This is a genomic window from Pontibacter aquaedesilientis (assembly GCF_014773225.1).
Lineage (GTDB): Bacteria > Bacteroidota > Bacteroidia > Cytophagales > Hymenobacteraceae > Pontibacter > Pontibacter aquaedesilientis.
This window is the reverse complement of sequence record NZ_JACXAJ010000001.1, coordinates 896,929-909,481: the sequence shown is the minus strand read 5'-3', so window position 1 is coordinate 909,481 and position 12,553 is coordinate 896,929. Positions and strand designations below refer to the sequence as shown.

Sequence of the window (12,553 nt, the reverse complement as noted above, 5' to 3'; positions counted from 1 at the left end):
GCTCCAAAGGCAGTGGCTATTAGTAAGATGGTTTTTTGCGTCACGGTCAGTTACGTTATGATTCAGGCAGCAATTTACTTTATTTATTTTGCCGCCTCTAATTCCTGGTATAAGTTTGGGTAATCGGAGATCAGGCCATCCACCCCCATGTTTTTCAGCCGCTTCATCTCTTCCAGCTCGTTAATGGTCCAGGGTATAAGTTTTATACCGCGGGTATGGCATTGCGTAACTAGTTTTTTTGTCACCAATTTGTAGTAAGGGCTATAGATATTAGGTACAAAGCCCAATATTTCCAGATTTTTTTCAAACCCTTTTCTGTTTTCCACCAACAAGGAAGTTTTCACCTGCGGATATTTTTCATGCAACACTTGCAGGGTACGCACATCGAAGGACTGAATGATGACCCAATCTACAATTCCTTTCTCCTGAATCACGCCCATCAGCAATTCCACGAACTCGGTGGGATTGGGGTGCAGTTTGCCGTCTCCAGAGGGCTTTGACTTGGTTTCGATGTTGTAGTATACCTGCGGCAAACCATGCTGTTGGAGGTAAGTCTGCACAGTATCGATTAGTTCGGAGAGCAGCGGTTTGTAGGTATTGATTTTTTCCTGCTGCGGAAACTTGTCGTAATACTTTGACCCGGCATCGAATGATCGGATGGTTTCATACTCCAACTGGTATAGCGCATATTTCTTGTTGTCAGATGCTGCTATTTCCCTGCCATCAGGCAAGAGATCATGCTCCGGATTTATGTAAGGGTCGTGCGACAGCAGCACTTGCCGGTCTTTCGAAATATGCGTGTCCATCTCCAGCGTGGTCACGCCCAACTGAAGGGCTTTGAGCATACCCGGGATGGTGTTCTCGGGCATGAGGCCACGTGCGCCCCGATGCCCTTCCAGGTCGAAGGGAGGCAACTCCTGGTTGGTAGTATTAGTTTTAATGTAACCTTGATTCGACATGGAGCAGGACATGGTTAAACACAGGAGCAGTAACGATGTTGAGAATGTTAAACGTAGCATCAGGCATGTTTTGAAAGCAAATCAGGCAGGAAAAGTTAATTTCTACCTAAAATGAGGTTATGAAACTATTACACTTTTCCTGCCTGATAACACGTTCGAAGTCGTGTATGGTTTAGCCTCGCCCTTTGCGGGGGTTACTCTTCATCGCCTTCCAGTGCTTCGATCACTTGCTCTTCAAATTCCTCCTGACTGTCGTACTGGCTAAACTCAAGCGACTTACCTTTGTGCTTCAGCTCATTGATCACATCCAGTGCCACGATCAAGGGCTCCATTTCTCTACCGCTCAGGCTCGCATCCCAGTCAGGACCAAGCAGCAGTTGATCACCGTACATGCCTACGCACCAGTTCTCGAGGAACTCTACCAGTGAGATAGACTCAGGCTTATAATCTTTCCAGTCATCCTCTGCGCAAGCTTGGGCGCCCGCCGCGTCAGACCAGAACAGGATCACCTCCGCATCCTCAAACTCGGCCGAGCTGGAGGTCGCCCAGGTTTCATCGTGTGTCAGTCCCCAAACCGCGTTGGTATCCACTACCTGCTGGATAAATTTTCTATAATTGGCCTCCATGTTGCCGGTGGTGTTCTCTTCCATGTTCTTGATTCTTTTAGTGGAATAATTGCGTTAGGTTTCTAGTTGTTGTAGTTGCGTGAGCCGAATATACCGCTCCCAACCCGAATGAGCGTACTTCCTTCTGCCAGGGCCAGTTCCCAGTCGGATGTCATGCCCATGGATATTTCGCAGAAGTCTGCATTGGCAAAGAAAAAGGTTTCTTTGAGTTTATCAAAATAACCGCGCAAGGTACGGAACTCATTCCGGAGTTTTTCCTCCTCGTCGGTGTTTGTTGCAATGCCCATGACACCGGTTATCCGAATAAAGTGCATGTTGCGGTATTCTTCCGATTGCAGCAGGTTTACCGCGTCCTGGTATGTCATGCCATACTTGGTTTCTTCGTCGGCAATGTCAAATTGCAGCATGCAATTAACCGGCGTCGTACGATTAAACTGCTCGGCTCTCTTGTTGATTTCAATTAAGAGTTTCAGGCTGTCAACTGACTGAATGGTGTCGATAAACTGTGCGATCTGTTTTACTTTGTTGGTTTGCAGATGACCGATCAGGTGCCAGGCTATGTCGTGGGGCAGTTGATCGCGCTTCTCCAGCAGCTCCTGTACCTTGTTTTCCCCGAATATACGGTGACCGGCATTATAAGCCTCCATGATCATTTCGGGAGAGTGGGTCTTCGAAACCGCTACCAGTCGGCAGGGCGTGTTTCGGAGCTTCTCATCAAAATAAAGGATATTATCAGCAATAGCAGCCATGGTTTTGTATCGTGTAGTGTCAATAATTTCAAGAGTTTCAGCTGACCGAGACTAACTCGAAACGCCAAAACGCACTTACTCTTAAACTTTACTCAGTCTTCCAGCACGTTGGTGAGGAACGTGTTTTTGAGAAGCATCCAGCAGACCAGCAGCAGCAGTGCCCACTTCAGGTATACCTGGTAATAATCGCGGGCATCGCGAAAGCGTTTCTCGGTAATTTCCGTTTTCTCGTACTTGTCGATACTCTGGAAAATATCCTGTAGCCCGTCCCGGGTGTTTGCCCTGAAAAAGCGGCCCTCACCGGTTGAGGCAATGTCCCGCAGGCTTTTTTCGTCTAACTGTGTTTCTACCAACAAGGTTTTGCCGTTGGCGTCTACATCATATGGCACGAGTCCGTCTTTCCCTATACCTATGGTATACAGTTTAATTTGATGCGCAAAGGCGAGTCTTGCAGCCATAATGGGATCGAGGCTGCCAGCCGTATTCTCCCCGTCGCTTATCAGAATGGCCACTTTGCTTTTGGCGGCAGAGTCGCGCATCCGGTTGATGGCTACGGCCAAAGCACTGCCAATGGCGGTTCCGTCATTGGGGATCATGCCGTATTGGATGGAGTGGATGTTCTCGCGTAGCAACTGGTAATCTGTTGTGAGGGGGGCCAGGGAGTAAGCATCACCGGCAAACACAACGAGACCTATACGGTCAGCCACCCGCCCGTCTATAAAATTGATGGCCACCTCCTTGGCGGCCTCCAGCCGGCTCGGCTTGATATCTTGCAGCGCCATAGAGCCAGACACATCCAGCACCAGCACAATGTCTATACCTTCGGCCGTTTGTTCCACCTGCTCGTTTATTTGCTGTGGCCGAGCCAGGGCAACCAAAACCAACATGGTGAAAACGATGAAGAGCGAGTCAGGTATAAAACGCAGCAGACTGGTCCATTGCCAAGACATGCTGCCCTCGAACATGGCCATGTCCAGTTTGTTGCGCGACTTATACCTGAGCAGGCCTTTCACTATAAACAGGATCGGGATAACAGGCAGGGCATAGAGCACAAGCGGATATACCCAGTCAAAGGAACGCAGGGTACCGTAGCTGAACCACTCCAGGCTGAGCCAATCCAACATGTTATCGCTGATTCTTAGCATTTCGGGTCAGTTCGCGTTGTGTTTTATAGCGGCCTCTTGCAAAACGTCGCAGCATGCCCAGGGCCTGGTTGGTTTCCGTGTCGGGCTCCGCCACCACATTGCCGTAAATGGCTTTGTCACAGAAGCGCAGTGCGAGGTTAACCTGCTCATCGTCATCGTAGAATTCCACAATCTCTTTGGTCGTGAAAGAGTTGATGGCGCTTCTTTCCAGTTTGGTCAGATAGTTCTTCCAGAGCGCAACGGCTTTTTCCATGCTGCTGGCAGAGCCGGATTTCACGAAGCGGTCCACGTGGGAATTGTAGCGGGAGTTGAAGTACAGGTGGTCTTTGCGCAGCCGGTATAGCTGGTATTTGGTTTTGATAGCCTGTCCGAAAACGAGCCAGATCAAAGCCAGTACAAAGATCGCTGTCAGCACCCATAGCAGGATGATCGGCCAATCGAATCGCTCAGGTATAGGGATGAGCTCGGTCTGAGTCTTCAGGGACAGCGGATCCTGCACGTAGGGAACCATCTGTTGCAAAATGACCTGTTGCGGAGGAGCGAATACCTGTAAGGTATCCTGACCGTGCAGCGCTATGACCGGCAGCACCAGACGTTGCAAAGGCATAGTCTCGAAAGTGCGAAGGGTATAGACAGCACTGTCGGTACTGATGCCGGCTTTGGTGCGGGTTGGGTAGAAACTTTGGCGCACCAACTCAAACGGACTAAAATCGAAGGAGGAGTCTGGCAGGATCACTTCCTGGGTGGCCGGGTGCCGGTGCACCAAGGTATAGCGCAGCAGTTCTCCTATCCGGATGGTGTCGCTACTGAAGCGGCCAACCGGCGGCATTACCTGCTGAGCCCAGGTTGATAGGGTAAACAGGTATAGCAGTATAAGCAGAAAGACCTTACGCACTTTTCTTTGTTGTTCTGTTTCTGATCCTGAACAGGTTTACCAGCTGCGGCACATAGTCTTCGTTGGTCTGAATGGCCAGGTAATTGGCCTGGTACTTTTGGCAAATCCGGATGATCTTGTCCTGGTTCTGTTTGTATTGGGAGAAATACTGCTGCTGAAATGCGGCACCGGAGGTGTTCAGCCACACCGTCTTGCCTGTTTCCTTGTCGACCACCGGCACAATGCCCATGCCCGGTATGCTGCGTTCGCGCATATCTACCAACTGAAGCACGATGAGGTCGTGACGCTTGGCCAGCATAGCCAATTCCTTTTCGTAACTCACGTCAATAAAGTCGGAGATGAGCAGGATGATGCTGCGGCGCTTGACAATATCGAGTGTAAGCTTTATACCGGCCGACAGGCTGGTCTTCACCGACTTGGGCTTGAGCTCATGCAAGGCCTTTATGATAGTATAAGCCTGCTCTATACCTTTGGCCGGCCGTATGTATTTTTCTTTCTGATCGCTGATGCAAATGATGCCGATCTGGCTTTGCTGTCGGGCGGCGGCCAACGCCAGCACGCCGCAAATCTCTTTGCCTACCTCCAGCTTCTGCTGTTTGCCGGTACCGATTGTCTGGGAAGCACTCACATCGAGCATCAGAAATACGGATTGCTCTTTTTCCTCGCGGTAGGTTTTTACAAAGGTGCCGTGGCCTTTGGCCGAAACGTTCCAGTCGATGCTGCGCACGTCGTCCCCGTACTGGTAGGAGCGCACGTCGTCAAATTCCAGCCCCGAACCTTTAAAGACGGAATGGAAATCGCCCTGCATCTGCGTGTTGATAGCCTTCCGGATGCGTATCTCATACTTTCGTAGCTTCTGAACAAGCTCTTTCATAACCTAGTGCCGTGGCCTCAGATTTTAAAATTAGGACATATTCCCGTAAATTACATCCGTGAAAAGATATTTCTGCATACTTTCTTTGGCTTTGCTCTTCGGTTGCCAGCAACAGAACCCTCAAAAGCCTGACAACCTGATTCCTGAAGATAAGATGGTTCAGATTCTGGCGGATATACACATCCTGGAAGCCCAAATAGAAACCCGCATCGTTTACCCCGACACGGCCCTGATGGTGTTCAACAAAGAGCAATTGCGCCTGCTTGAGAAACACGGCGTCGAAGAAAAGGATTTCAGGGCAACCTACAAGTTCTACCTCGAGAACATTCAGCAAATGGATAAGCTGTATGATATAATTCTGGACACCCTGAGCGTGCGCGAAGCCAAGGTGCGAGCCACCGACACGCTTTCCACCAGTCCAGCGCCTGTTACCCCAAACTCTAGTGGGGAGGGAGAGCTAATGATGGGGCACTAGGCTGCTTTACATCAGCTTGCTGCCATTGGGTACTTTGCCGGCAGGCTGCGCCAGCACAATATCCCCGTTTTCGTCTGCAAAGCCTGTTACCAGTACTTCTGATATGTATTTTCCTATCTGCTTTTTGCCCAGGTTGGTCACACAAAGTATCTGTCTGCCTGTGAGCTCTTCTTTAGTGTAGTGTTTCGTGATCTGGGCGCTGGATTTCTTCAGACCCAAAGGCCCCAGGTCAACTACCAATTTATAAGCTGGTTTCCTGGCCTCCGGGAAGTCCGTGGCTTCTACTATGGTGCCAACCCGTATATCGGTTTGCTCAAAATGCTGCCAGGTAATGGTATCCATGGTTTCTGATGGTGCGTGCATAGTCATGTCTGATTAGGGTGCACTAAGGTAACAATTCTCTTTTAAATCCTCTCGCATGTAGGTCTCTGCTTCACCAATATACCTCCTGGTTATACCCTGCCGTGGGGTCTGGGCCTGTATCCGGTAACATTAGGTTTTCAGCAGCGTATCCAAAGCAACTGGCTTTTATCCTGTTGGTCAGGGTATAGGTACAAGCCCGCTAACCCCTTGCAAATAAAAACTATGAAAAATGAATCAGGAGTAACAATGCCCGTTTGGATTGAGGACATTGCCATGCCCACTACCAACCCCATGCACGAGAATGTAAAGTGTGATGTATGTATAGTAGGGGCAGGCCTCGCAGGTATGACCACAGCCTATTTGCTTGCTAAAGAAGGAAAAGATGTTGTGGTGGTAGAGGCCAAGGAAATTGGAGGAGGGGAGACTAGCCGCACCACCGCCCATCTGTCGAATGCCTTGGACGAAGGGTTCAATGAGCTCATTCGGTTATTTGGTGTAGACGGTGCCCGGCTCGCGGCCCAGAGCCACGGACAGGCGATCGATAAGATCGAGGAAATTATAAATCAGGAGAAAATAAACTGTGACTTCTCACGGGTGGATGGCTACCTGTTCGCCACAGACAACAAGGAGCAGGATCGGTTAATGCAAGAGTTGGAAGCCCTGCAGAAGATCGGCTGGCTGGATGTGGTGTTGCGCAAAAAAGCCCCGTTGAATACGCTGACGCACCTGCCTTGCCTCCACTTCCCAAACCAGGCGCAATTCCATGTCATGAAATACCTGCAGGGCCTCGCCAGTGCTTTTTTGAGTGCAGGCGGCAGAATTTTCACGCACACCAAAATCAACCGGTTCGAAACCGGGCCTATTGTGACGGTTGTATCCGAACCCGGACACGCGGTGATGGCTAACCACCTGGTTGTGGCAACCAACACGCCCATCAACGACATGGTGACGATGCACACCAAGCAGGCACCTTACCGCACTTACGCGATTGGCGCCACCGTGCGTCGGGGCGATGTGCCGGATGCCTTGTATTGGGATATGCAGGACCCTTACCATTATGTGCGTTTGCTCAAAGGTAAGGCAACAGACAACGAAGAAGCGGGACTGGACTTGCTGATCGTGGGGGGAGAGGACCACAAAACCGGACAAGGAGATGACCTTAGTCTGCGGTTTGACAACCTGGAGCGATGGATGAACAAGCACTTCCCGATGGCCAAGGATGTCGTTTACCGCTGGTCAGGCCAGGTGCTGGAGCCTGTGGACGGACTGGGCTTTATTGGCCGAAACCCGGGTGATTCTGATAATGTCTACATTGCCACTGGCGATTCAGGCCACGGTATGACGCACAGTACCATAGCCGGTATGCTCATCACAGACCTGATGATGGGAAGAACTAACCCTTGGGAAAAGCTGTACGACCCTGCCAGGGTTAGTTTGAAGTCGGCAGGAGAGTTTTTGAAAGAGAACCTGAATGTGGCTGCGCAATTCAAGGATTATGTGACGCCAGGAGATGTAGAAGACCCCATGCAGGTACTGCCAGGCACCGGGCGTGTTATGCGCAAAGGTATGACGAAGGTAGCGGTATACTGCGATCAGAACGGGGTGCGCCATCAGTGCTCCGCCGTGTGTTCGCACTTGGGCTGCGTGGTGCATTGGAACGATGTCGAAAGCTCCTGGGACTGCCCATGCCACGGCTCCCGTTTCGATCCGTTTGGCAAGGTGATTACAGGCCCGGCATTAAAAGACCTGGGGCCGGCGGAATAGCCTGATCATCCTGACTTACAGCAAACACCCCCTGTTATACCTAAGGTATAGCAGGGGGTGTTTGGTTATTTGTAGGCTTCCAGTGCCGCCAGCCGTTGCGTGATAGTGTCGGCCCATTCGGTCTGCACGTCGGTGTCGAGGCCGTGGCGGGAGATCTTGTCAAACTGTTCCTGCTCTGCTTTCCATTCTTTGAAGGCCGCGCCAACCAATGTGTTGAGCTGTGTTTTCATGAGCTCGCAGGAGTTTCCGATTCCCCTTAGTTTCTTCCGTAACTGGCGGGCATGTACCTCCGTCAAGTCAAAATGCAGCTGCTCATGTGCCAATAGCCTTTCAGAGTGCTTGTTTTTAGACCAGGACTCGCCCGGAAGAAAAACGCATTTTACCTCGTAGTAAAACTTGTTGTCTTTGCATCGGGCATCCACGGCCAGGTTAGCGGCTGTCAGGGCATGATGCGGGTTGCCGTCTTCGGGCGAAGCCTGAAAATCTTCCCAATTCAGTTTCCTGGTTTCTGACCACGCAATGCGATCCTTACTGTAAGCAGAAGTGGGTACAGGTATAGAAGAGGCGATAGGGGATAACCCTGCCGCAGTTGGAGCGGGCATAAGAAGCCCCAGCAACAAGCTAAGGAGTAGAGTTAGGCTAAACATCGGCTAAAAGTTTAAAAGTCTCTAACCCGGGAACACAGACCTTTTAAAATAGGTGCCCGATTTGCATTATTTTATTTGTCAAGTTGATGGCTTAGCATTTTGAAGCGCCAAAATAGTAATATAGCTGCAACAGAGAGACCCACCAAAAGACCGGTCCAAACTCCGTTCACCCCAAAACCAGCTTTAAAGCAAAGGAAATATCCTACCGGCAAACCAATTACCCAATAGGCCACCAGCGAGATCAGGCTCGGTATGCGAACATCCTCCAGGCCGCGCAAAGCGCCAAGCCCAACCACCTGCACGCCATCCGATATCTGGAATAATGCTGCAATAATCATCAGCATAGACGCCATTTCAATCACGGCCGGGTCATCAATGTAGAGGGAAGGTATAAAATTTTTGCCAGCAATCATAAGGATACCACTGGCGATCATGAAAATAACCCCCATCGCAAAGCTGCTGTTGCCGGCCATGCGCATTGCCCGGAAGTTTCGCAGGCCCTTCTGGTTGCCTACCCGAATGGTGGCGGCTGCCGCAATACCGCTGGCCATCATATACGTAACCGATGCCACATTAATGGCGATCTGGTGCGCTGCCAGCTCACGCGCTCCCAACCAGCCGATCATGATGGCCGAAAAACTGAATGCACCCATCTCAAAGACCATCTGACCGGAAATGGGAAGCCCCAGCTTAAAGATATGGTACATGTGGATAAGGGAAAGATGCCTAATAGTGAGGAATCTGTGGAAGGCTGCGAATCGTTTCGCATACAGCACATAGGCACCCATCATCAGCGCCATGATAATGCGGGAGATCAGTGTTGCCCAGCCTGCGCCCACCAGTCCCATCGGTTCGAATCCCAGTTTACCGAAGATCAGGATATAGTTGAGCAACACGTTGAGGGCATTGGCTACAATGGAGATGTACATAGCCTGCTTGGTGAGCGATAAGCCTTCGGCAAATTGCCGGAAAGCCTGGAAAACCATGAGCGGCACCATGGACAGGAAAAGAATATTGATATAAGGTATAGCCTGTCGGACAACTTCTTCCGGCTGATCCAGGAAGGTGATGTAGGGTGACAGGAAATAACCGGCAATGAAGAGGAATACCCCCAGCAGTAGATTAGAGAAAAGACCGTTGAGCAGCAGCAGCGAAATGCGGGTGTAATTCCGCCTGCCGTCTGCGGCGGCAATCAACGGGGTTATGCTGTACGATACGCCCAGACCAAACACCAGCGTAATGGTGAAAATACTGTTTCCCAGCGATGCAGCGGCCAACGGGATCGTGCCGATCTGCCCCACCATCAGACTGTCGAACACGCTCACCATGATATGGCCCAACTGGCTTAAAACAACGGGATAGGCCAATAGGAAATTCTTGCGAAAATGCTCTCTGTATTCTTCTGATCTCATGCCGGCGGTTTAGGGAAAGGCTCGCAAAATTAGCCTTTTTTACTTTAACCTATACCTCCGGTGTAAATTATACCTGATAGGCAGGTATAGCAGTTAAGATTTAATTTGAACCTTGGTTTGTCCCGTTCATCGCAAAAGTCCTACTGTTGCCAATCTTTGCGCCATAGTTTGCTCCGGATTCCTTTGGCAGGAATGGGAAGCAAGAGAAGGGCAGTGGTGATCAAAACGGTTTTTATTTTCACGGCTATGTTGGTTGGGTTACAAAGGTTTAGGAAGCATCCAGGACAATATCAGCGAAATATTCATTCTTGTCTTGATAGACCGTATCCACTTTAAAACCGCAAAGCAGGGCCATTTCTTCTACCTGATTCAAAGTGAATTTATGTGAATTCTCAGTGTGGATCGCCTCCCAAGCTTCAAACTTATAACGTTCCCCACTTGACTTCAGGTATACCTCTTGCGCTTCTTCACTTACCAAGTAGCTTTTCATAGCGCCTGCCTGAGGGTCGTAAAGTGCGAAGTGACGGAACTGATCCACTTTAAAGTCACCACCCAACTCCCGGTTGATACGGTGCAGCAGGTTAAGGTTGAAGGCAGCCGTTATACCGGCTGCGTCGTCATAGGCCTTCAAAATTGTATCAGGGTTTTTGCGAAGGTCTACGCCTAGCAGCAATTTATCGCCGGGGTCGAGGCACTGTCTGATGCGTTGCAGGAAAACAATGCCTTCCTCCGGCTCGAAATTGCCAATATTGGAGCCCAGGAACAGAACAACCTTAGGACCTGTTTTGTGATGATGCAGCCACTCCAAGGCCTGAATGTACTCACCCACGACAGCCTGCACCTGCAATCCTGGAATTTCTTCCTGTAAACTTCCGGTCAGTTGCACCATGGCGTCGCCCGAAATGTCGATCGGAATGTAATCGAAATCTTTGCTTCGCTGAGTCAGTTCCCGCAGCAGCAATTTGGTCTTGAGCGCATCGCCAGCGCCCAGGTCCACTAAATGGAAGAATCCTTCCGCTGCAAAATGGGATGCCATGGCTTGTCTGTGCGTATTGAGCACCTCAAACTCGGCACGGGTCAGGTAGTACTCCGGCAGTTCCATGATTTGCTGGAAAAGCCTGCTGCCTTTGGCATCGTAGAAATAGCGTGACGGCAATTTTTTTTGCGCGAGCGAAAGTCCGGTGGCCACATCGTGGGCAAAGGCAGCGGTGTCGCGGCTACCGTCATCTTTCCGGCTTAGGTCTATCAGGGAGTGTTGTGTCAAATCTTGAAGCATAGTTTCTTATTGGGCCAGTCGAATACCGGTGTATTGCCAGCGCTTGTCAGGGTGAAAAAAATTACGGTAGGTGGTGCGGATGTGGCTTTGCGGCGTGGCGCAGGAACCGCCACGCAGTACCATTTGATTAATCATGAATTTTCCATTGTACTCTCCCAGCGCTCCCGGGGCAGTGGAAAAGCCTGGATACGGATGATAGGCGCTGTATGTCCATTCCCAGGTGTCGCCATAAAGTTGCTGCATACCGGTAGATGAGTCGGCAGCATCAGGCTCCAGCCTGCCCGATTCCTGGAAATTGCCATTAGATGGCGGGTATACCTGCGACGCCGCTTCCCACTCAAACTCGGTAAGCAAGCGTTTGCCTGCCCAATTGGCGTAGGCCTGAGCCTCATAAAAACTTATATGGGTGACAGGTTGGTTCAGGTCGATTTTTTTGAGCCCCTGCATGGTATAGTGTAGCCATTCGCCGTCCTGTTCCATCCAATAGAGCGGCGACTTCAGTTCCGTTGATCGTACCAGGGCAAGGCCCTCATCCAGCCAGAATCTGAAATCACGGTAGCCCCCGTCCTGCACAAAATTTAAGTATTCACCATTTGTCACCAGGCGATTCATTACCTGAAAGTCAGACAGCAGCACGTCGTGCACTCCTAATTCATTATCGAAACAAAAATCATTGCCCTGGTAGCCGATCGTGTACACGCCGCCCGGAATATCCAGGAAAGTGGCTTCAGGTATAGCTGTGATGTTGTCGGCCGTTCCCTGCTGCTTCTGGTAGGCTGGTAATAAAGGATTGGTGCTGAGGATGTACTTGATGTCGGTGATCAATAGCTCCTGGTGCTGCTGTTCGTGCTGCAGGCCAAGTTCCAGCACAGGCATCAATTCAACGATCGTGGCTTCATTGGCCGTCTGGAGCAACTGTTTCAAATGCTCGTTCACGTGCTTCCGGTAGGTATAGACATCGCGAAGCGGCGGTCTGGTAAGGGTGCTTCGCTCGGCACGCTGTACCCTGTTGCCCACCGAGTTGTAATAAGAATTGAACAGGAAACTGTAACTGGGGTGAAAGACTTTATATCCTTTGAGATGGGGAAGAAGGACAAATTGCTCAAAAAACCAGGTCGTATGTGCCATATGCCACTTGGGAGGGCTCACGTCCACCATCGGCTGCACTACCGTGTCTTCAGGTTCCAAGGGAGCACAAATGGTTTCGGTCTGTGTCCGGATTTGCTCAAAACGCTTGAGGAGCTGTTGCGTGGTGGAATCGGTAAGGGTTTGCATATCGGAAGGTTTTATGGCCTAAGGTCAGGAAATAGACGCCATGACAGTCACCAATCATGTCGCCTTATGACAGGTATACAATAGCATTCATAC

The 12,553-nt window shown here is 50.4% G+C and carries 13 protein-coding genes; 2 read left to right on the top strand and 11 right to left on the bottom strand.

Going from position 1 to position 12,553, the window contains the following annotated elements:
- Window positions 1-83 precede the first annotated feature (83 nt).
- The 6 genes from H9Q13_RS04005 to H9Q13_RS03980 all read right to left on the bottom strand — a co-directional run bounded on the left by H9Q13_RS04005 (window position 84) and on the right by H9Q13_RS03980 (window position 5,248).
- Window positions 84-959: a glycerophosphodiester phosphodiesterase family protein gene (locus H9Q13_RS04005; RefSeq protein WP_191182438.1), complete on the bottom strand. Its 876-nt coding sequence runs from the start codon at window positions 957-959 to the stop codon at window positions 84-86.
- 194 nt (window positions 960-1,153) lie between these two features.
- Window positions 1,154-1,609 (bottom strand): DUF2750 domain-containing protein, encoded by a 456-nt coding sequence (locus H9Q13_RS04000; RefSeq protein ID WP_191182437.1) that lies wholly within the window; start codon window positions 1,607-1,609, stop codon window positions 1,154-1,156.
- A gap of 38 nt (window positions 1,610-1,647) precedes the next feature.
- Window positions 1,648-2,334: a YggS family pyridoxal phosphate-dependent enzyme gene (locus H9Q13_RS03995; RefSeq protein WP_191182436.1), complete on the bottom strand. Its 687-nt coding sequence runs from the start codon at window positions 2,332-2,334 to the stop codon at window positions 1,648-1,650.
- 92 nt (window positions 2,335-2,426) lie between these two features.
- Window positions 2,427-3,479, bottom strand: a complete 1,053-nt coding sequence (locus H9Q13_RS03990; RefSeq protein ID WP_191182435.1) for a vWA domain-containing protein — start codon at window positions 3,477-3,479, stop codon at window positions 2,427-2,429.
- Window positions 3,460-4,374, bottom strand: coding sequence for a hypothetical protein (locus H9Q13_RS03985; protein WP_191182434.1), 915 nt, complete (start codon window positions 4,372-4,374; stop codon window positions 3,460-3,462). The genes H9Q13_RS03990 and H9Q13_RS03985 overlap by 20 nt, the downstream gene beginning before the upstream one ends.
- Window positions 4,367-5,248: a DUF58 domain-containing protein gene (locus tag H9Q13_RS03980; RefSeq protein ID WP_191182433.1), complete on the bottom strand. Its 882-nt coding sequence runs from the start codon at window positions 5,246-5,248 to the stop codon at window positions 4,367-4,369. Before H9Q13_RS03980 ends, H9Q13_RS03985 begins: the two co-directional genes overlap by 8 nt.
- A 58-nt stretch (window positions 5,249-5,306) precedes the next feature.
- Here H9Q13_RS03980 and H9Q13_RS03975 point away from each other — a divergent pair, with 58 nt between their 5' ends.
- A complete protein-coding gene (locus H9Q13_RS03975; RefSeq protein ID WP_317173866.1) occupies window positions 5,307-5,723 on the top strand; it encodes a DUF4296 domain-containing protein in 417 nt (138 codons plus the stop codon).
- A gap of 6 nt (window positions 5,724-5,729) precedes the next feature.
- Here H9Q13_RS03975 and H9Q13_RS03970 read toward each other — a convergent pair whose 3' ends face one another.
- Complete coding sequence (locus tag H9Q13_RS03970) at window positions 5,730-6,086, bottom strand: tRNA-binding protein (protein ID WP_224744043.1); 357 nt, start codon at window positions 6,084-6,086, stop codon at window positions 5,730-5,732.
- Between the two features lie 222 nt (window positions 6,087-6,308).
- On the opposite strand from H9Q13_RS03970, the gene H9Q13_RS03965 reads away from it, so the two are divergent.
- The gene (locus tag H9Q13_RS03965) at window positions 6,309-7,850 is read left to right on the top strand and encodes an FAD-dependent oxidoreductase (RefSeq protein WP_191182432.1); all 1,542 of its coding nucleotides are present in this window, start codon (window positions 6,309-6,311) and stop codon (window positions 7,848-7,850) included.
- Between the two features lie 65 nt (window positions 7,851-7,915).
- Here H9Q13_RS03965 and H9Q13_RS03960 read toward each other — a convergent pair whose 3' ends face one another.
- The 4 genes from H9Q13_RS03960 to egtB form a co-directional block, all read right to left on the bottom strand.
- Window positions 7,916-8,497: a DUF922 domain-containing protein gene (locus H9Q13_RS03960; RefSeq protein ID WP_191182431.1), complete on the bottom strand. Its 582-nt coding sequence runs from the start codon at window positions 8,495-8,497 to the stop codon at window positions 7,916-7,918.
- A 71-nt stretch (window positions 8,498-8,568) separates the two neighbouring features.
- Window positions 8,569-9,909, bottom strand: a complete 1,341-nt coding sequence (locus tag H9Q13_RS03955) for an MATE family efflux transporter (RefSeq protein WP_191182430.1) — start codon at window positions 9,907-9,909, stop codon at window positions 8,569-8,571.
- Between the two features lie 268 nt (window positions 9,910-10,177).
- Complete coding sequence (egtD, locus tag H9Q13_RS03950) at window positions 10,178-11,185, bottom strand: L-histidine N(alpha)-methyltransferase (RefSeq protein ID WP_191182429.1); 1,008 nt, start codon at window positions 11,183-11,185, stop codon at window positions 10,178-10,180.
- Between the two features lie 6 nt (window positions 11,186-11,191).
- Window positions 11,192-12,460 (bottom strand): ergothioneine biosynthesis protein EgtB, encoded by a 1,269-nt coding sequence (egtB, locus tag H9Q13_RS03945; protein ID WP_191182428.1) that lies wholly within the window; start codon window positions 12,458-12,460, stop codon window positions 11,192-11,194.
- Window positions 12,461-12,553 lie beyond the last annotated feature (93 nt).

Bases quoted from the DNA above. Each gene is read 5' to 3' on its own strand.
- H9Q13_RS04005 (WP_191182438.1), bottom strand. From the start codon at position 959: ATGTCGAATCAAGGTTACATTAAAACTAATACTACCAACCAGGAGTTG.
- H9Q13_RS04000 (WP_191182437.1), bottom strand. From the start codon at position 1,609: ATGGAAGAGAACACCACCGGCAACATGGAGGCCAATTATAGAAAATTT.
- H9Q13_RS03995 (WP_191182436.1), bottom strand. From the start codon at position 2,334: ATGGCTGCTATTGCTGATAATATCCTTTATTTTGATGAGAAGCTCCGA.
- H9Q13_RS03990 (WP_191182435.1), bottom strand. From the start codon at position 3,479: ATGCTAAGAATCAGCGATAACATGTTGGATTGGCTCAGCCTGGAGTGG.
- H9Q13_RS03980 (WP_191182433.1), bottom strand. From the start codon at position 5,248: ATGAAAGAGCTTGTTCAGAAGCTACGAAAGTATGAGATACGCATCCGG.
- H9Q13_RS03970 (WP_224744043.1), bottom strand. From the start codon at position 6,086: ATGCACGCACCATCAGAAACCATGGATACCATTACCTGGCAGCATTTT.
- H9Q13_RS03965 (WP_191182432.1), top strand. From the start codon at position 6,309: ATGAAAAATGAATCAGGAGTAACAATGCCCGTTTGGATTGAGGACATT.
- H9Q13_RS03960 (WP_191182431.1), bottom strand. From the start codon at position 8,497: ATGTTTAGCCTAACTCTACTCCTTAGCTTGTTGCTGGGGCTTCTTATG.
- H9Q13_RS03955 (WP_191182430.1), bottom strand. From the start codon at position 9,909: ATGAGATCAGAAGAATACAGAGAGCATTTTCGCAAGAATTTCCTATTG.
- egtD (WP_191182429.1), bottom strand. From the start codon at position 11,185: ATGCTTCAAGATTTGACACAACACTCCCTGATAGACCTAAGCCGGAAA.
- egtB (WP_191182428.1), bottom strand. From the start codon at position 12,460: ATGCAAACCCTTACCGATTCCACCACGCAACAGCTCCTCAAGCGTTTT.